Source organism: Paenibacillus sp. S33 (assembly GCF_053615415.1).
The window spans coordinates 3,737,546-3,755,738 of record NZ_JBSIEZ010000001.1 but is presented as its reverse complement, the minus strand read 5'-3'; the positions used below and the strand labels follow the sequence as shown (position 1 = coordinate 3,755,738).

Annotated in this window: 15 protein-coding genes; 12 read left to right on the top strand and 3 right to left on the bottom strand. The window is 45.5% G+C overall.

Annotated features, from left to right (window positions below; all coding sequences use genetic code 11):
- The first annotated feature begins 178 nt into the window (after positions 1–178).
- From ACWGXJ_RS17050 to ACWGXJ_RS17030, 5 genes are all read left to right on the top strand, one after another.
- On the top strand, positions 179–1,066 hold the full coding sequence (locus ACWGXJ_RS17050) for a DMT family transporter (RefSeq protein ID WP_104497103.1): 888 nt from the start codon (positions 179–181) through the stop codon (positions 1,064–1,066).
- A gap of 228 nt (positions 1,067–1,294) precedes the next feature.
- Positions 1,295–2,071, top strand: a complete 777-nt coding sequence (locus ACWGXJ_RS17045) for an NAD-dependent epimerase/dehydratase family protein (RefSeq protein WP_452567210.1) — start codon at positions 1,295–1,297, stop codon at positions 2,069–2,071.
- Between the two features lie 219 nt (positions 2,072–2,290).
- Positions 2,291–3,286, top strand: a complete 996-nt coding sequence (locus ACWGXJ_RS17040; protein ID WP_061830390.1) for an ABC transporter permease — start codon at positions 2,291–2,293, stop codon at positions 3,284–3,286.
- Positions 3,287–3,304: 18 nt separating this feature from the next.
- A complete protein-coding gene (locus ACWGXJ_RS17035; protein ID WP_254350327.1) occupies positions 3,305–4,198 on the top strand; it encodes a carbohydrate ABC transporter permease in 894 nt (297 codons plus the stop codon).
- Between the two features lie 110 nt (positions 4,199–4,308).
- Complete coding sequence (locus tag ACWGXJ_RS17030; protein ID WP_452567209.1) at positions 4,309–5,850, top strand: extracellular solute-binding protein; 1,542 nt, start codon at positions 4,309–4,311, stop codon at positions 5,848–5,850.
- A gap of 127 nt (positions 5,851–5,977) precedes the next feature.
- On the opposite strand, the gene ACWGXJ_RS17025 is transcribed toward ACWGXJ_RS17030, so the two are convergent.
- Together ACWGXJ_RS17025 and ACWGXJ_RS17020 are read right to left on the bottom strand one after the other, a co-directional pair.
- Entirely contained in the window at positions 5,978–8,239 is a 2,262-nt protein-coding gene (locus ACWGXJ_RS17025) for an AraC family transcriptional regulator (protein WP_452567208.1), read from the bottom strand.
- A gap of 225 nt (positions 8,240–8,464) precedes the next feature.
- On the bottom strand, positions 8,465–9,184 hold the full coding sequence (locus ACWGXJ_RS17020) for an expansin EXLX1 family cellulose-binding protein (RefSeq protein WP_452567207.1): 720 nt from the start codon (positions 9,182–9,184) through the stop codon (positions 8,465–8,467).
- Positions 9,185–9,535: 351 nt separating this feature from the next.
- Here ACWGXJ_RS17020 and ACWGXJ_RS17015 point away from each other — a divergent pair, with 351 nt between their 5' ends.
- Complete coding sequence (locus ACWGXJ_RS17015) at positions 9,536–10,252, top strand: metal-dependent hydrolase (RefSeq protein WP_452567206.1); 717 nt, start codon at positions 9,536–9,538, stop codon at positions 10,250–10,252.
- Between the two features lie 98 nt (positions 10,253–10,350).
- On the opposite strand, the gene ACWGXJ_RS17010 is transcribed toward ACWGXJ_RS17015, so the two are convergent.
- Positions 10,351–11,430 carry a M42 family metallopeptidase gene (locus tag ACWGXJ_RS17010; protein ID WP_061830384.1) on the bottom strand — a complete coding sequence of 360 codons (1,080 nt, stop codon included), beginning with the start codon at positions 11,428–11,430 and terminating at the stop codon, positions 10,351–10,353.
- A gap of 185 nt (positions 11,431–11,615) precedes the next feature.
- Between ACWGXJ_RS17010 and spoVAC the strand changes: the two genes are divergently transcribed.
- From spoVAC to ACWGXJ_RS16980, 6 genes are all read left to right on the top strand, one after another.
- The gene (gene spoVAC, locus ACWGXJ_RS17005; protein ID WP_025723396.1) at positions 11,616–12,122 is read left to right on the top strand and encodes a stage V sporulation protein AC; all 507 of its coding nucleotides are present in this window, start codon (positions 11,616–11,618) and stop codon (positions 12,120–12,122) included.
- Positions 12,119–13,141, top strand: a complete 1,023-nt coding sequence (gene spoVAD, locus ACWGXJ_RS17000; protein WP_023989537.1) for a stage V sporulation protein AD — start codon at positions 12,119–12,121, stop codon at positions 13,139–13,141. The genes spoVAC and spoVAD overlap by 4 nt, the downstream gene beginning before the upstream one ends.
- Positions 13,138–13,494, top strand: a complete 357-nt coding sequence (gene spoVAE, locus ACWGXJ_RS16995) for a stage V sporulation protein AE (protein WP_452567205.1) — start codon at positions 13,138–13,140, stop codon at positions 13,492–13,494. Before spoVAD ends, spoVAE begins: the two co-directional genes overlap by 4 nt.
- 213 nt (positions 13,495–13,707) lie before the next feature.
- Positions 13,708–14,667 (top strand): AAA family ATPase, encoded by a 960-nt coding sequence (locus tag ACWGXJ_RS16990; RefSeq protein ID WP_254325225.1) that lies wholly within the window; start codon positions 13,708–13,710, stop codon positions 14,665–14,667.
- 3 nt (positions 14,668–14,670) lie between these two features.
- Positions 14,671–15,918: a DUF58 domain-containing protein gene (locus tag ACWGXJ_RS16985; RefSeq protein ID WP_452567204.1), complete on the top strand. Its 1,248-nt coding sequence runs from the start codon at positions 14,671–14,673 to the stop codon at positions 15,916–15,918.
- The gene (locus ACWGXJ_RS16980; RefSeq protein ID WP_452567203.1) at positions 15,915–18,161 is read left to right on the top strand and encodes a transglutaminase TgpA family protein; all 2,247 of its coding nucleotides are present in this window, start codon (positions 15,915–15,917) and stop codon (positions 18,159–18,161) included. Before ACWGXJ_RS16985 ends, ACWGXJ_RS16980 begins: the two co-directional genes overlap by 4 nt.
- Positions 18,162–18,193: the final 32 nt, after the last annotated feature.

Sequence of the window (18,193 nt, the reverse complement as noted above, 5' to 3'; positions counted from 1 at the left end):
TTTTGGTATATTGTAACATAGGCAAATGACTGGATTCCTCTGTCCGAAGACATACCTCAATGAACAAGCGGGCATGAAAGGTGGAGCTTTCCAATACATATTTTTTGTTTGATAAAGTTGTTCTGCAGGCGTAGTATATAAAGTCTAGTGATTTTTTTCATAGAGGAGCGATAGCGTCATGGGAGAGTTAACGACAGCCAAGCGGATGATGATGATCGCGCTACTGGTTGTGTTGTGGGGCATTTCTTGGCCCATTTATAAAGTGGCATTGGAATTCACACCTCCATTGTTGTTTGCAGGGCTACGTACACTGCTAGGCGGTCTGCTATTGGGAGCAATTTTAGTACCGAGATGGAATCGCATTCGTTGGAAAGAGAATTGGCGAGTGTATGCTATTTCAGGTATTTTTAACGTGGTACTGTTTTATGGTCTGCAAACAGTGGGACTGATGTACGTCCCCTCCGGCTTGTTTTCTGTGCTGGTATATCTCCAGCCTGTGCTGGTCGGTATTTTTGCATGGATGTGGCTGGGAGAAGCGATGTCCAGACTCAAGGTGATTGGATTGATCATCGGATTTTTGGGCGTTGCAGCTGTCAGTGTGGGCGGATTTTCAGGGCATGTGGCTGTGGCAGGTGTAATCATCGCCATTATTACTGCCGTGAGCTGGGCATTGGGAACGGTATATGTGAAAAAGGTAAACCAGCGTGTCGATTCGCTGTGGCTGGTTGCATTTCAATGTACACTGGGAGGCATCGTGCTGACGGGAGCTGGAACGGTGACGGAAAGCTGGTCAGATATCGTATGGAATGTCCCGTATGTGTCAGGGCTGATTTTCGGCACGGTGCTGGGAATTTCACTTTCCTGGTTGCTGTATTTCACACTTGTTAATTCAGGGGATGCGAGTAAGGTTGCGTCCTATACGTTTTTGGTGCCTGTGATCTCGGTGTTTGTCAGCTCGTTGGTGCTGGGCGAAGCGATTACGGCTTTCCTGCTTATCGGGTTAATCTTAATCGGGCTTAGCATTTATTTGGTTAATCGCAGAGCGAGAGTAGTACGACAAGCTTGAGCGTAGTAGTTGAAACAAAGAAATTGAAAGATAGAACTTGAAACAAAGTAACAACAAGGGACTCTTGCACAGTAGCAGGGTCCCTTTTTATATGCCGACAAGAGACACAGCTGAGTGGGATATTACCTGCTGAATTCGAGAGTGTAAGGGGTTTCCTTCCTGGGGAGTTGGTTAAGATTATGATATGGATGACAGCATACAACCAAGCAAAGAAGGGAAATGCGGACGATGGCACGAAAATTATTGATTACAGGTGCGGCGGGTACAATTGGGAAAGTATTATATGAAGGGCTAAAAGCAGAAGGTAAATATGAAATAACCGCCACTGATGTGAAGAGGGATGATGAGGCAGGGATTGTGGAATTGGATATACATGATACTGCAAGACTGGCTGAGCTGACGCGCGGAGTGGATACGGTACTGCATTTTGCATGGATCAAGGATGAAGGGGATTTCCTCGGCAAAGTGCTGTCTGGCAATGTTAGCGGAGCCTACAAGCTGTATGAAGATGCGGTGAAAAATGGAGTAAAGCGCATTATTTTTGCCAGTTCCAATCATGCCACAGGGTTTTATAAAGTAGGCGAAACCATAGATGTAGAAGATCCCTACCGACCAGACAGTTTTTATGGATTGAGTAAGTGCTACATTGAACTGTTGGGACGGCTGTATGCCGATCAGGGCAAAATATCTTCAATGAATATCCGGATCGGAAATTTTCCTGGGGATGATCGGCCCCATTCGGAGCGCGCCGCTCATATTTGGATCTCTGAGCGCGATATGATCCATCTGACCATCTGCTGTATCGAGGCCCCTTCGGAGATGAGTTATCTTAATTTGTACGGTACGTCAGCCAATACGGATAATTATTATGACATTGGCTACTTGGAAGAACTAATCGGATATAAGCCGCAGGATAACGCTGCCGAGCTGCTGGAGCAGGCAAAGAAAATCGGATTTCGGGTAAAACAGGATGAAACCACATTCCAGGGTGGGCAAAAGGAATAGAGTAGATTTTGTGAATAGGCTCAAGGCGTCGATTAGACGCCTCTATTACATAAAACTTCACAAATATCCGAATAGTTCACTCCTCCGGACACTCCTTTGTTCATGAAGCATGAGAGGCTTCACTTTTTATTTTGAATGCGCTTACATAAAATACAGTTATACGGCGGCGGTGCTACAAACCTTGCTGTCGGCAACGTATACAGAGGGGAGTGACTCACATTGAATCAGCCTATGCCCAAAAATTCTGCAATGCTTGCAACGGATTCCCGCCTGAACGGTAAGAGGCTGGGAACGGGTAGAAAACACGGTTTTTTCTATGAACTGTTCCGCAATCGGGTATTATTTCTGATGTTGTTGCCCACTTTAATTTTTTTCTTCATTAATTCCTACATTCCTATGGTGGGTATTTATTATGCATTTACCCAGTTCGACTTTAATACCAGCCTGTTTGATGCCAAGTTCGTCGGACTCCAAAATTTTCGCTTTTTATGGCAATCCGGCACACTGACAAAACTGACATTGAATACGGTCGGATACAACGCAGCGTTTATTTTACTCGGCAACGTATTAGCGATTGTTCTCGCTATTTTGCTGAATGAGCTGCGAGGCCGCTACTTTAAAAAGATCGCTCAATCCGTGATGTTCCTGCCTTATTTTGTTTCTTTCGTTATTCTAAGTGTCATCGTGTATAACATATTTAATTATGATAATGGTTTTCTGAATACGCTGTTGCTGCAATTTGGTGGTGAACGCGTGGATGTATACAACAAACCGTGGGTATGGATTTTCCTGATTATCCTGTTCTATTTATGGAAAAATCTCGGCTACAGTATGGTGATCTATCTGGCAGCAATTACAGGGATCAGTGACGAATATTATGAGGCAGCTAAAATGGATGGAGCCAACATTTTTCAACGAATCTGGTACATTACCGTTCCGATGCTTAAATCGACATTCGTTGTGCTGCTGTTGTTTGCGCTTGGTAGTATTATGAAAGGACAATTTGATCTTTTCTATCAATTAATCGGCAACAATGGGGTGCTGTACAATACGACGGATATTTTAGACACTTATGTGTACCGTTCCTTGAAAGTGACTTTTGATGTGGGTATGGCTTCGGCAGCAGGCGTGTACCAATCCTTGTTCGGTTTTGTACTGATCATGACCGTGAACTACATCATCCGCAAGTTGAACGACGAATATGCCTTATTCTAGAAAGGAGGACCCAAACGGATGGCGATCAAAGAGGATGTATACACTCGAATTTTTAAAATCATCTCTTATGTGATTATCATTATTGCTTCCATTGCTTGTTTACTCCCGTTCCTACTTATTATTTCGGCTTCACTGACCAGTAATGAATCGATTATCAGGGATGGATATCACTTTATACCACAGCAATTCTCACTGGAAGGTTACCGGACGGTGTTCACCTTTCCTGAAGAGGTGTTAAGGGCGTACGGGGTGACGATTTTTACCACGCTTGTAGGCACGACGTTGGGCCTGTTCCTGATGACGATGGCAGGATATGTGCTGGCACGCAAAGATTTTAAATACCGCAATGCGTTTTCATTCTATATTTACTTTACGACGTTGTTCGGAGGCGGGTTGGTACCTTGGTACATTATGCTGACGAAGTATTTAGGATTGCTTGATACGTATACAGTGCTTATTTTCCCGGGATTGATGACTCCGTTTCTGATCATTTTGATGAAAAACTTCATTCGTTCTTCCATGCCGGAAGAACTGTTCGAGTCCGCTAAAATTGACGGTGCGGGTGATTTTAAAATTTACTATCGAATTGTGCTGCCTTTATCTACACCGGGTATTGCCACTGTGGGGCTGTTTCTGGCCTTGGCTTACTGGAATGACTGGTTCTCCTCCTCACTCTTTATTAACGATCCGCATAAATACCAGTTGCAATATTATTTGTATAATGTAATTAACTCCATGCAATTTATCGCTCAAATGGGTGCAGGTACTGGTGTGTCTCTTTCCAATGATATGCCGACAGAATCGACCAAAATGGCAATGGCGATCGTGGTTACTGGACCCATTTTGCTGCTGTACCCGTTCATTCAGCGTTACTTTGTCAAGGGACTGACCATAGGCGCGGTAAAAGGCTGAAGCGGCACTAAAGGGCTTTGATGGCATAACGTGCTGACGGTATGCCATCAAAGCAGTACTTTTTGTAAGCGTTTTAATAAACAGACTACCATTTCAAAGGGAGGATTCACATGACATTCACAAAGAAAAGAAAACAACGCATGTCCATCCTGATTGCAGTAATGGTCATCATGGCGCTATTAGCCGGATGTGGAGGCGGTAGCGGAAACAGCGCACAAAAAGCAAATGGAGAGGATGATAAATCCCTAAAAGTTCAGCTGCAATTTTATATGCTGGGGGATGCTCCTAAGGATCTGTCTACCATTGAGGCAGAGATTAATAAATTGGCGGAAAAGGATCTGAATGCCACCGTCAAATTTAACTATACGACGTGGACAGACTGGGATCAAAAATATAAGCTGTTATTGTCTTCGGGTCAGCCTATCGACCTGATATTCACTGCAGATTGGACGCAGTATCAGGCCTATGCTAAGAAGGGCGCATTCCTACCGCTAGACGATCTGCTGCCTAAGGCTGCACCTGCTTTGCAAAAATTTGTACCTCAGGACATGTGGGATGGAGTTAAAATCGGAGGCAAAATTTATACCGTGCCTGGCACGTATAAAGAGTATGTCACTAACGGTTTTGTATGGCGTGAGGATTTACGAGAGAAGTACAATTTGCCTAAACCGACAGATATCAAAAGTTACGAGGCTTATATGGATGGGATACGTCAGCATGAGCCAAATATGAAAACCGTATCTCTGAACAGCGATATCAAGGGAAATCTGCATGACCGATATACCGAATTAGTAACGAAGAGTGTAGGTGCCTTGCCTTATGGCATTGGCATTAAATATGAAAAACCAACAGAGGTTTATAAATATTGGGGCTCGGATGAACAAAAGGAAGAGCTGAACACTTACAAACGCTGGGCCGATAAAGGATTCATTCCCAAAAACGTATTAAACGTAAAAGATACGCTTCAGGATCAAGTGACTTCTGGCAAAGCAGCGAGTATTTTCGGTGACAATCCAACCCGGTTTAATGATATGGTCATTAAGCTCAAAGCATCTCACCCGGACTGGAAGCTCGAGTATTACCCATTCCCTTTGACGACAGGTTATGCAACTCCAGTGCATCCGATTCATAACGGCTTTGCAATTCCAAAAAGCAGCCCAAATCCGGCGCGCGCATTAGCTTTTTATGAAAAGCTTGTGACGGACAAACGCTATAACTTGCTCACGCAATATGGTATTGAAGGCAAAAACTATGAAGTCAAAGATGGTTACTATCATATGATTGGTAGCGGCAGTTCTAATGGATTTTCACGCGAAGGTATGAACAGTTGGGCTTGGCGTAACCCGGAATATATGCTGTTTGATTCAGGCTTTGACCGTGTGAAGAAGATATTTGCTGAGCTGGATAAAATCCAGAAGCCTGACCTGTTTACCGGTTTTGCAGAGGACTACACAACCTACCAAGCTGAAAAAGCGGCTCTAGAACAGGTGGAGAAGCAATATCTGTATCCGCTCCAAGCTGGGCTGATCGACAATGTAGATCAAGGCTTGCAGACCTTCTTGCAAAAGGCAAATCAAGCTGGTTTGGAGAAAATCCAAACTGAATATACAAAACAATGGGAAGCTTACGTAAAGGAGAAGGGTATTAAATAAAACATAAAGATTTATGATAAAGAAGAAAAGCAAGTCTCCAGAAAGTTGGAGGCTTGCTTTATTAATGTCAGTTTATGTTTTTGGGAGCAATGTTCCGTTCTCGGAGCGGTCGTGTAGAGCAGTCTACTTATTGCGCATTTGCTTTAGAACGACGAAAATCTGTCGGTGTTACGCCCAAGCTACGCTTGAACATGCGATGGAAATAAGAGCTACTCGCAAATCCGGTTTGTTCTGCTACGTCAGCTACAGACCAGTCGGTCTGTTCCAGCAGCTCACAGGCCTTGCGAATACGGAGTTGTTGGATGACGTCCACGATGGTAGACATGGTCTGCTGCTTATATAGCCTGCTGACATAGATCGGCGACATATCCAGCTCTTCCGCAATCTGATTGAGACAAAAATTGGGATTCGTATAGGCTTGCTCTATTCGTTCATTAATTTGCCGCACCAATCGTTCCTGCTTCGTGTTTCGTTTTTCCGATAGACTGGAGCGAATATGTTCAAAGACCAATTGATAATGATCAATAAGATCCCCAGCGGTCTCTAACCGATCTGCGGATGGTAATTCAGGTTTAGTTTCTATAGCAAATCCATTGAGCTCACTGATATGCCGAACAGCATTATTCACACTCATGATGAGCCGGGATATTGCCACTTGAACGGAGGAAAATGGATATTTTTCCATATGCATCAACAATTCTTTGAACATACTGTGTGCATCCTCCGTATGACCAGACAGCAACGTATCCAGCATTTTTTTCTCTTTATCGGCTGGATATACGTAAGTATTTTGGATATCCTCGTCTGTAGTGTTTTGCGCATTAATAATGCAGCCATGCCCCTGAAAAAATCGGTGCATAGATGCGTCTTGTACCTGGCGGTACAGCAAATGCAGCCGTTCTGGTTGACTCGTGATGGCACTGTAAGTCAGTGAAACGCTCAGCTTCAAATATTCAAAGCAAGCTTCACGTATTTGGCGTAATAAGGTTTCTAGCAGTACAGTGTCTGTATGCTCTGCGGGATCGAGAATGTTAAGCATCAGCAGTACACTGTCCTCATCCATATCAACGGTCTCCACCCGGTACGTTTGTCCGCATATTTCAGAAGCAATGTTCATGATTGCAAACTTATAGGGTAGCAGATCAGGTCCACGTTCGCTTTGCCATCGGGTATATTCATCTATGCGCAGCAGCACAAGGCGGTAGTCTTTGTCGAACTGGAACGTAATCCCAAGCTCGCGTAATCGTTCCGGTTCTTCACCAGCAGGAAGATTTCGGATTCCTCGGATCACATTTCGTAAAATGTTTTGCCGGATCGTGTACATGCTGTTTCGTTTCTCCGATTCCAGTGAATTCATATGCACAACAATTTGGCCAATAGGCGTATACAGCATTTTGGATAGCAGCCACGAAGCCACGAATCCTGCCAATGCAATGATGGCGGCTATCAGTAACATCGCATTACGAATAACACTCGCCATTTTGATAACGCTTTCATATGGTGTGACACTAATATACTGCCAACCTAGTCCGTCCGGGGAGGTGTAGGAAATGAGTGATCTTTTACCATGAAAGTCTTCTACAAAATAGCCTGTTTCTTGTTTTTTGACTCTCGTGTGCAACCATAGCTGCTCTTTTTCGTTCAAAGTTTCGTCTGTCAATGTTGTACCAGACAACAGTCTGCTCTGATCGTCTAAAATATAAGCGGTCCCGCCTGAGATTGGATTCGCCGCCATTTCCTTGTTCATCCAGGCCGCCGACACATTCACAATCACAGCCGAATTTATCGCTTCGTTCGAGTTAATTGCGTCATAACATAAATACGTATAGGCTGCGATATCTGGGCTTGCTTGCTCTACTCCAGCTCCAGAGTCTGAGGCCGACAGCAGCGGATACGTGCGTGGAATAGGCGTAAAGGGTTTATAGTCCTGATAATGATCCAGCACGCGAATGATATCTGTATCAGCAAGTTCATGTTTGCTGAACAACCCGTTTTGACCTTGTGATGACGCAATGTAGAAGGTGCCGCTTTTAGGGTTAAACACGTAGATGGATTCGATATACGGCATGGAGTTAAGATAATTGTTCAATTCGGTCATGGCAGCGGTTACATCATATACATTAGGTTTTGGATAATACAACAACTTGGACAGGGTACTGCTGCGATACATTTGAAATGCCAAAGATTGAGCAATAGATGTCATGTTAATAACTTCTTTGCTTCTCAACGTCAAGCTGTTGTGATTGGCCTCGAATGCCTGCTCCTTTTCCACGCGAATATAGTAAAAATAATACACAGTGGTGGATACCAGCAACGTTAGCGTAATACATAACGTAATGCTGACCAGCAATTTGCTGTGAAGCTTGTGATGCTTTTTGAAATTGCTCATATGAACAGGCCTCCTGTCTGTGTGCACGTAGCTGTAAAGTACACCCTATTTATGTATTCATTATACGTGTGATCTTGTGAACAGGACAGTGAACAAACCGATTCTTTGTGAAAAATAATGATTTTTTCGTAAAAAGGCCAGGAACACTTATACGCATTGGATTGCGTCGGTTCCCGGCCGGGTTTGTGTATTCAAATAAAAGAAGGAAAGATGACGGTACTGCAACTAGTCAGGAAATTGAACGTTACCATTAACGATATAGGCTCCGCCTGTACCATTTTCCGCTAGAGCTGGGATTGTATCGTTTAGCACGACACCACGAATGTCCGTAATCCGTATTTTCAGAGGTTGTTTTCCTAAGTTAGTACCTAGAAAGTGGTTGTAATCCTGTTTTTCGAGATTGAGCCATTGTCCGTTTTGTTGGACTTCCATCTTCAAGACCGGATATTTATGATTGCGTACTTGAATGGCTGCCCACCATTGGCTGCTGCCTTCTTTAATGCGGTAGGAGACATTGCCGTTAACCGGAGCTTTGACAACTTTCCACGAAATATTAATTTTTCCGTCTATTTGATTGCCAATCAGGTTGAAAGCGTTTGGGGACAGATCGAGCGCGCCACTTGGACCTTCAGGGTAAAGATCAGTTACATATACGGTTGTTTTCCCTTTGGGACCTTGAACTTCCAAATAGGCTCCAGCTAATGCAGCTTTGATTCCGTTATAATTCAGTTGTGTGCGATTAAGCGCTGTAATTTTGGCATCCGAAGGGATGGGATCAAGCAGTAATGCCCCTCCAGAGTAACCTGATCCTGTATATGTGGCGTACCCCGTGTATGTATCATTCCAAGCAGCTGAAGCGGGAAGGGCGAATAATACAAGACTTAGCAACGATGTTAATGTTAGACCGATGGTTTTGAACTTTCGGAACGTCGATATTTTTTGCATAACATTTCCTCCTTATTCATTTAATAGATTCATATAGTAAATATAAACACTATATTACCTAATATTTCAAATTGTACAATAGGACTTTGAGGCAAAAAGAAATTATTGAAGATGTTTGTCAACATACTCATAGGCCATATGGCGTGTTTTTTAAGAAATGGTTGTACAGATAAAGAATAAGGGGAGGATTAAGTAATGAGGACGAAACTAGGACTTTTGGATGAAGTCTTTTAAATAGAATAAGCGAACTATTGTTCTCCTTTTGTTTGTCGTATACAATCGAATCATGCTGATTCAAATGGAGTGATGTTGAACTCTGTTGTATGCTGCAACGAAAGGATGTTTTGCACCATGATGGGAAGAGCCCATTTGATTATTGGAACCGGGGTCTCCCTGTCGGTATTAGCTTTAAGTGGATACGAAGTGACCCCGGCTGCCGTGGCAGCTGCTGTGGTCGGTTCACTGTTGCCGGATATTGACGAGCCTAACTCCATGCTCGTGAGCCGTGCGCTGCCAACCAAAATGCTTAGGCTTATACAGCTTCTAATGATTGGGGCTGCTGGTTGGGTATTTTTCACCCGTTTGGCTCCACCGCCATGGAATCTTGTTTTGGCTTTGCTGATGATCAGTGCTTCTTTTATGCCTTCACGATCCATGCGCAAGGTTATTATCTTTCTAATTGGTATCGGCCTAGCCTGGTATGGAGAATCATATGCACCGTGGAATTATATCGCCGGGTGTCTGATGATCATTTGTACGTTAGTCCCACACCGGGGGTTGACACATACGGTATACGGGACAGTCGCATGGACTGCGCTGCTTTATGGTACGACACGTTTGCACGGTGACAGCATATGGCTGGCTGGAGGTATGGCATATTTGCTGCATTTACTGGCAGATTCCTTGACGAATAATGGAATCAAACCTTTGCCACCGTTCAAATGGAAGCTGCGATTTAAATTGATGAGTACCGGAACCCGGAAGGGAGCTAAGATAGAAAACGTCTGTATTGCTTTAACTACTGTACTTGTAGTGATTGCTTTGCTTCGTTATAAGCATTTGATTTGATATATTCTATCTTTTGTTTCTATTAAATTAAAAAACAGTCAATCCACGTTGTACGTGTCTTGACTGTTTTTTTATAGATTGCGATTCTCTGTTACAACTTAGGCTCGTTCAATAATGGTATTCAACGTTGTACGATCCAGATTTTGAACTAGCTTGATGATCAGCTCTTTGGCTGCATCATAATCATCAGTGTGAATAATGGACGAGGAAGTATGGATGTATCGTCCACAGATGCCTATGACAGTGGATGGCACGCCAATTCCGCTCAAGTGCACTTGACCTGCATCGGTTCCCCCTGTGGAGATGAAATATTGATACTTGATTTTGTGAGTTTCCGCCATGTCTTGCACGTACTCCACAATCCCGCGATGTGTAATCATACCTGGATCAAATACCCGCAGCAGTGCGCCTTTACCGAGGTGCCCGTAAGCATTCGGGTCGCCGCCCATATCGTTGGCTGCACTGCAATCCAGTGCAAAGAATATATCCGGCTGAATCAGATTGGCCGCTGTGCGTGCACCACGCAGTCCCACTTCTTCTTGAACAGTGGCCCCTGCATACAATGTATTGGGAAGCTTGTCTTTTTCTTTATGTAATGCTTCAAGCAGTTCAATAGCCAAGCCTACACCGTAGCGGTTATCCCATGCTTTAGCCATGATTTTTTTAGGATTTGCCAGTGGAGTGAAATCACAGATCGGCGCAATGGCCGTTCCTGGTACGATCCCCAGATCTTGCGCTTCTTGTCTGCTGTCTACGCCGATATCCAGATACATATGCTTGATGTCCATAGGTTTGCTGCGTTGCGATTCATCCAGCAAATGAGGCGAGACAGAGCCAACTACACCAATAACTGGGCCTTTTGGGGTCAATACTTGAAGACGTTGTGACATAATGGCTTGGCTCCACCAGCCTCCAACCGGCTGAAAACGAATCATTCCAGTTTCCGTAATACCATTCACGATAAAACCGACTTCATCCAGATGGCCTGCCACCATTACACGTGGTCCACTCTCTTGACCGCGTAGCACCCCAAAAAGACTGCCCAGTCGATCTTGCACGATTTCATCGGTATAGCCGGATATCCGTTCTTTCACCCATGCCCGCAACTCACGCTCATGTCCAGGAATGGAAGGAAACTCCGTTAAGGTTTTAAACAATTCCAATGTTTTTGATTCCATGATGTATACCTCACTCCTTATTAATTAACCAGTGGTCGTCATGTATTCAGTATGAATGGATTTGTATCGAATGTCCACGATATCATTTTCCTGACATAACATTTCTCCAAAAAGCTCATAATGAAAAAGACCCAAGCAATTCGAACCGCCAAGCGCGAAAACTTACAGATAAGGGGTGGTGAATGATGCCAGCTAAATCCGGGCAGCGCGGTTTTCGTACCAATACGTCGCCGCTGTCCATAAATGAGAAGGACTATCAGAATATTTCACAAAAGCATGAACCCTCGAGAAAAGTATTTGCCAATTGTGTGCGCGCTTTTCTGGTTGGAGGCGGGATATGTGTGATTGGACAGGCGATTCAAGAGGCTTTTATGGCAGGAATGCACATATCAGCCAAGGAGGCCGCCCCGCCGACCTCATCGATGATGATCTTGCTGGCGGTCATATTAACCTGTATCGGGGTTTACGATAAGGTTGCTCAATGGGCAGGAGCAGGAACCGCTGTGCCCATTACAGGCTTTGCTAACTCGATGTGTTCGGCTGCATTGGAATATCGTTCTGAGGGACTGGTGCTCGGAGTAGGCGCCAATATGTTCAAACTTGCAGGCTCGGTTGTCGTATTCGGGGTGGTGGCTGCATTTATCGTAGGCGTTATATATGCCATCCTTGGTGTGGGAGGCAATCACTTATGAGAAGACAGGGCGGACAAACCTGGAAGTTTGAATCGAGACCGCGCATTATTGGAAGTGCCACTGTTGTGGGCCCGGATGAAGGAGAAGGGCCGTTGTCCACAGATTTTGATTATATTTATGACAATATAGAAATCAACGAGAAAACGTGGGAAAAAGCAGAACGTAGATTGATTGAGCATTCTACAGAGCTGGCGCTAATTAATGCCAATTTGAACAAAGAAGAAGTGCAGTTTTTTATTAGTGGTGATCTGATGAATCAGATTATCAGTAGCTCCTTTTCGGCTAGCAAGCTGGCTATTCCCTATTTGGGTGTTTTTGGAGCCTGTTCAACATCAATGGAAAGCTTAGCCTTAGCCGCACTTATTGTGGACTCAGAGGCCGGTGACTACGTGATGGCGGGTACGACCAGTCATAACTGTACTGTAGAAAAACAATTCCGCTATCCTAATGAATACGGATCACAGAAGCCCCCTACGGCTCAGTATACTGTTACCGGTTCCGGCGCCGCAATTGTAGGACATGCCAAGTCAGGGACGGTGGTGGATTGTGCTACCATTGGACGTGTAATGGACATGGGCATTAAAGACCCTTTTAATATGGGTGGAGCCATGGCTCCCGCGGCTGCGGATACGCTGTTGTCTCATTTTAGAGACACTGGCCGTGACCCTGGTTACTATGATCTCATTGTAACGGGCGATTTAGCCTCAGTGGGGCTACCGATTGCCAAGGAGTTGCTCAAAAAAGATGGGTTCGATATGAATCAGACGGAATTTAATGATTGCGGTTTGCTGATTTACGACATCAATAAGCAAAAGAAAGTCATTGCAGGAGGCAGTGGTTGTGGCTGCTCGGCTGTTGTAACCTATGGGCATTTGTTGAAGAGGATTGAAAAAGGAGAGCTGCAAAAGGTACTGGTCGTGGCGACCGGAGCGTTATTATCTCCTTTGACTACACAGCAGGGTGAAAGCATTCCTTGTGTTGCACATGCTGTAGCTTTTGAAGCGGGAGGAACAGTATGATATTTCTATGGGCTTTTTTAGTGGGTGGTGCCATTTGTGTCGTGGGCCAGTTGATGATGGATGTGTTCAAAATGACGCCGGCACATACGATGAGTACGTTGGTGGTTGCAGGTGCAATTGCTGATGCTGTTGGGGTATACGATCCGCTTATTAAATTTGCAGGAGCGGGTGCGACCATTCCAATTACCAGTTTTGGTAACTCACTTGTACACGGCGCATTAACCGAATTGGAGAAGGACGGATGGCTGGGTGTCATTACAGGGATCTTTAGTCTGACAAGTGCAGGAATTTCCTCTGCGATTATTTTCTCTTTTCTGGCATGCTTGTTTGTTCGTCCAAAAGGAAGCATATAAAAGCAGCGTACTTTAGATTTGACATAAAAATAAATGATTATATATATGTGCCCTTCGGATCTAATGACCGAAGGGTTTTTAATTGTTCTGCACATGAAAGATCGAAAGAAGGATGGAGTTTGAATAATACGGGCAGGGGGTTAAGTGTACTCTGTGCCCACCTTCATGTACAATAATAGGAAACATGTTGCTATCTAGGAGGTTTACAGAGCTATGCCCGTACGTCAAGAATCTGTGCAGATTGTATCTGCAATCCGTTCTAATCTGGAATCATGTATATTAGGTAAATCCTTTGAAATAAAATTACTGCTTACGGCTATGCTGGCGGGTGGACACATTCTGATCGAGGACGTTCCGGGTACGGGAAAAACGCAAATGATCAAGGCTCTTGCCAAATCCATGCGCGGTGATTACCGCCGTGTTCAATGTAATCCTGATATTCTCCCGAGTGATATTACAGGGGTATCCATATTTCATCCACGGGACGAGCGTTTTTATTTCCGTCCGGGTCCTGTGATGACTAATATTTTGCTGGCGGACGAAATTAACCGAGCGACGACGAAAACCCAGTCGGCTCTGCTGGAGGTTATGGAGGAACGCAGTGTGACAGTGGATGGGGACACTCATATGTTGCCTCATCCTTTTATGCTGTGTGCGACACAAAATCCGATTGATTTTGAAGGCACTTATATGCTGCCGGAAGCACAGTTAGATCGTTTTATGCTCAAAATCAGCTTGGGTTATCCTGACATGGAGACGGAGCGAAACATGCTGCTTCATCATCAGGCAGGCCAGCCAGCAGACCGCCTGGAGGCTGTAGCTCATATGGAGCAGATTGCTGACATCCAGCAGGAAATTAGAGGGATTTATATGGACGAAGCAGTGACGTCCTATTTACTTGATATCGTTCGTGCGACAAGAGAACATCCATCCGTGCTGCTGGGAGCTAGCCCTCGGGCGGCGCTTGCTTTTGTAATGGCTGCGAAGGCATACGCTTTTCTGGACAACCGTGACTATGTGCTGCCTGATGATGTGAAGGCGCTGGCACCTTATGTGCTAACGCATCGTTTGTTGCTGCGTCCCGAGGCGCGTCTGGACATTTCCAGTGCCCAGTCCGTGCTGCAGGCTGTCCTTCGGCAGGTTCATGTACCCGTACGAATGGAGCGTCCTTAGGGAATGAATATGGTCAAAAGGAAGCGCAGGCTTCCACGGCTGTCAGGCCGCATCTGGCTTCTGGTGGTCATATGGGTGGTGTGCCTGCTTTATTTGTTGTTTCAGGGCGGCAAGACGTCGGTCATGCTATTGTCTATGGTTACGCTGTTAATCGTTTATTTATGGATCGTTGGTCTGAGCGGAGTTCGCCGTGTGCAAGGCTCCCGGCAGCTTTCGCAAGGCTCGCAGTTTGGAGAACTGCTGCATGCGGGAGATCAGGTGCATGTAAAGCTGAGCCTCAGTATACCTGGTTTTCTTCCGTTACCCTATGTCATTGTCCGTGAGGTCCTCAAGCGACATACAGGTGAATCCTGGTCGTTTGAGGACAGTGTCATTCCCAGTCTAAAAGGGGGCGGTCAGCTTACATTTCAGACTCCTGCTTTAGAGCGAGGAAGCTATCACTTTGAGGATACGGAATGTGTGAGTGAGGACATCTTCGGCCTGTTGGAGCACAAAGGCAGCTTGAACGCACGCGGTGAATTTCGAGTGCTGCCCCGAACGGTATTCATTCCGTATTGGCAGATGAATGACCGTCGCTCAAGGATGTCTGGACCGCAGACCGTTCAAACTCGAACGCGGCGTGAAACGACACAAATTAACGGTGTACGGGATTATGTATATGGAGATCGGTTTTCGCGCATCCACTGGAATGCGACGGCGCGTACAGGTAGCTGGAAATCCAAGGAATTTGAGCATGAGACCGTTCCTAAAACGATGCTTGTGCTGGACGTACACATGAAGCATTATGTAAACGCCGAACAGTTTGAGCTAGCTGTATCCTCTACCGCTTCATTGCTGGAATATGGTGGACGAGAGCGAATGGGGGTTGGATTGTGCACAGCTGGAGAGAAAGGTATCGTCTTTCAGCCAAGTGAGCAGACAATGGAACGACAACGAATGATGCATCACTTGGTAGACATACACACAACTTCACAAGGTAGCTTGAAATCCGCTGTAGAAAGCAGTGTACGCCAGTTTCCGCAAGGCTGTTATTTTATACTGATTAGTCCGCTGAAGGATTATCAGGCGATGGAGCTTCTTCGCTGGGCCGATACCCGGGGGATGACTCCGTGCCACGTCTATATCGGAGAAGGTTCTGCTGAGGGAGAAGCTGAAGAATGGATGAGCATGCTTCGTGCAAGAGGAATCAAGGGCTACGATGTTGAGAGCCTTGAGGAACTCCCGGCTGTAATGGGGGGAGGGACACTATGAAGAGCTGGTTACAATCGTTAAAGGGTTCCTGGGCCCCCGCTTTTACATTTTTATGGATTATTATTATTGCCATGCAATGGGTTTCTTTTGCTTCCGAATTATGGCTGGAAGAGACAAGAGCACTTGTACTGATGACCATTACGATGCTGGCTCTGGTGAAGATTGTATTACCATTTCGTCCTTGGATTGAATTTATTGTTAAGGCGGCGGCGCTGTTTTTTATTTTGTATCGGACATTGGTGTCTTACTCCATCATTATCCCCTTCGGAGGGGTAGCCAATCGCCTGGACCAATTTATATCCAATATGTCTCCTTATATTTGGTTTTCCCTTATCGCTTGGCTAGTTATTGAAATGGTGCCGCTCATCGTTACAACGAAGCAACGGATTCTTGTTTTTGTGGGTATTAATATTGCCGCGCTGGCAGTGCTTGATTCCTTCACGCCAACTGTGCTGTGGGAGGAGGTTGCTTGGATCGTCTTTGCTGGTATGGGTTGGCTGGTGACACAGCATCTGCAGTTTTTTCGGCAGCATTATCCTCAAGGGTGGAAGCATATTCGGCGCTATCCATATAAAATAGCAGCCAATATTGCGGTCATTTTTGCGCTCATTATTATGGCTGGTGTCAATATGCCCGAGGTACAGCCAGCTTTGACGGATCCCTATACAGCGTGGACCCAGAGAGATAGCTCAACCACCGCTGGGATCAGCAATGGATCTGGGGCACTGAATCAGCGGATGAACACCGCATCGGGTTATAGTCGCCAGGATAATCGGTTGGGTGGAGGTTTTAATTTTGATTATTCTCCTGTCATGACCATCACGACCACTCAGCGAAGCTATTGGCGGGGGGAAACGAAACGAACCTATTCTGGTAAAGGCTGGAGTGACGGGGGCAACGATGATCAAACGCTAAATGATGTGCCAATGACCGCAGAGCTTGAAAACACACAAGAAACGCGGCATTCGACTGAGCAGGTCGTTCAGACCATTACCATGCAAAACGACCAGAGCTATCCTGTTCTGTTTGGCGCCTATTCGGTGCAACGTGTTCAATCGGTGGACAGAGATTCGCGGGCAGATGGGTTACGTTGGAACCCGGAACAGGCGGAGCTGCTTTGGAATCCATCCTCCCGAAGAACTGCTTATCCTAAAACGTATACTCTGGTATCGCATGTCCCTGTGATCCCTGAGAAAGAGCTACGCACAAAAACTTTTAATGAGTTGTACGGAAAAAACAAACAGGAAGCCTATCTACAAATTCCAAATGAGTTGCCACAGCGGGTTCGTGATTTGGCTCAGAACGTAACGTCAACGGCGAAAACGCCGTATGAAAAAGTCGGATTACTACAGCAGTATTTGCAGCAAAATTATGCATATACGAACAATCCGGACCTCTCACGGAAAAGAAGCAGAGATTTTGTGGATGCCTTTCTGTTTGAGATTCGGGAGGGCTATTGCGATTATTATTCCACCTCATTAGTCATGATGGCTCGCTCTGTTGGGGTTCCAGCCCGCTGGGTTAAAGGGTATGCACCTGGTCAGCAGACGTTTTCAGATGATGCAACAACGGGCGAAAGTGACGAAAATATGTCCTCTTACTCCGTGACAAATGCGGATGCTCATTCCTGGGCGGAAGTATATTTAGGTGAATACGGTTGGGTCCCTGTAGAAGCTACGCCTGGCTTTGATATGCCGCTGCTTACGGAACAGGAGGATTCAAAGACTCCAGAAGTCCCTGAGGTTAAAGATCAGCCTGAACCAGAACAGCCTGAACAAACCCCGCAGACTAATCCAGAAGTAGGTTCAAAGATTCATCCTGTAATCATAGGTTCTGCTGCTGCAATTCTGCTGCTGTGGGCTGCTTATATCGTCTGGCGTAATCGCGCAGACATTCACTTTTACCTGCTGCGGTTACGCAGAGGTAAGCCGCTGACTCCGGATGAAAAGGTGGTCGTCGAAACTGAGCACTGGTTAAGGTACATGCGAAGAAAGGGATTTGTCCGCGCCAGTCACGAGACGCTGAGGGAATCAGTTAATAGATGGTCGCTAGAAGTACCGGAACACGCTTCAATTTTACATCAGCTGCTTGGCCGATTTGAACAAGCGCGTTATAGTCCCTCATCTGTAACCGCAGAAGATTGGCATATGGTTCGCCAGCAGGCATCTCTGTTACACAAAGAAGGATGGATAAAACGATGGGCTGGACGAAAAGCTGCGACGGATCAGAAGGATCAAGACTAGTCTATTTTTGATTAGGTCCAAACGCCGTCTAA

Excerpts from the sequence above, each read along its gene's own strand:
- ACWGXJ_RS17050 (WP_104497103.1), top strand. The coding sequence starts at position 179 with ATGGGAGAGTTAACGACAGCCAAGCGGATGATGATGATCGCGCTACTG.
- ACWGXJ_RS17045 (WP_452567210.1), top strand. The coding sequence starts at position 1,295 with ATGGCACGAAAATTATTGATTACAGGTGCGGCGGGTACAATTGGGAAA.
- ACWGXJ_RS17035 (WP_254350327.1), top strand. The coding sequence starts at position 3,305 with ATGGCGATCAAAGAGGATGTATACACTCGAATTTTTAAAATCATCTCT.
- ACWGXJ_RS17030 (WP_452567209.1), top strand. The coding sequence starts at position 4,309 with ATGACATTCACAAAGAAAAGAAAACAACGCATGTCCATCCTGATTGCA.
- ACWGXJ_RS17025 (WP_452567208.1), bottom strand. The coding sequence starts at position 8,239 with ATGAGCAATTTCAAAAAGCATCACAAGCTTCACAGCAAATTGCTGGTC.
- ACWGXJ_RS17020 (WP_452567207.1), bottom strand. The coding sequence starts at position 9,184 with ATGCAAAAAATATCGACGTTCCGAAAGTTCAAAACCATCGGTCTAACA.
- ACWGXJ_RS17015 (WP_452567206.1), top strand. The coding sequence starts at position 9,536 with ATGATGGGAAGAGCCCATTTGATTATTGGAACCGGGGTCTCCCTGTCG.
- ACWGXJ_RS17010 (WP_061830384.1), bottom strand. The coding sequence starts at position 11,430 with ATGGAATCAAAAACATTGGAATTGTTTAAAACCTTAACGGAGTTTCCT.
- spoVAC (WP_025723396.1), top strand. The coding sequence starts at position 11,616 with ATGCCAGCTAAATCCGGGCAGCGCGGTTTTCGTACCAATACGTCGCCG.
- spoVAD (WP_023989537.1), top strand. The coding sequence starts at position 12,119 with ATGAGAAGACAGGGCGGACAAACCTGGAAGTTTGAATCGAGACCGCGC.
- spoVAE (WP_452567205.1), top strand. The coding sequence starts at position 13,138 with ATGATATTTCTATGGGCTTTTTTAGTGGGTGGTGCCATTTGTGTCGTG.
- ACWGXJ_RS16990 (WP_254325225.1), top strand. The coding sequence starts at position 13,708 with ATGCCCGTACGTCAAGAATCTGTGCAGATTGTATCTGCAATCCGTTCT.
- ACWGXJ_RS16985 (WP_452567204.1), top strand. The coding sequence starts at position 14,671 with ATGAATATGGTCAAAAGGAAGCGCAGGCTTCCACGGCTGTCAGGCCGC.
- ACWGXJ_RS16980 (WP_452567203.1), top strand. The coding sequence starts at position 15,915 with ATGAAGAGCTGGTTACAATCGTTAAAGGGTTCCTGGGCCCCCGCTTTT.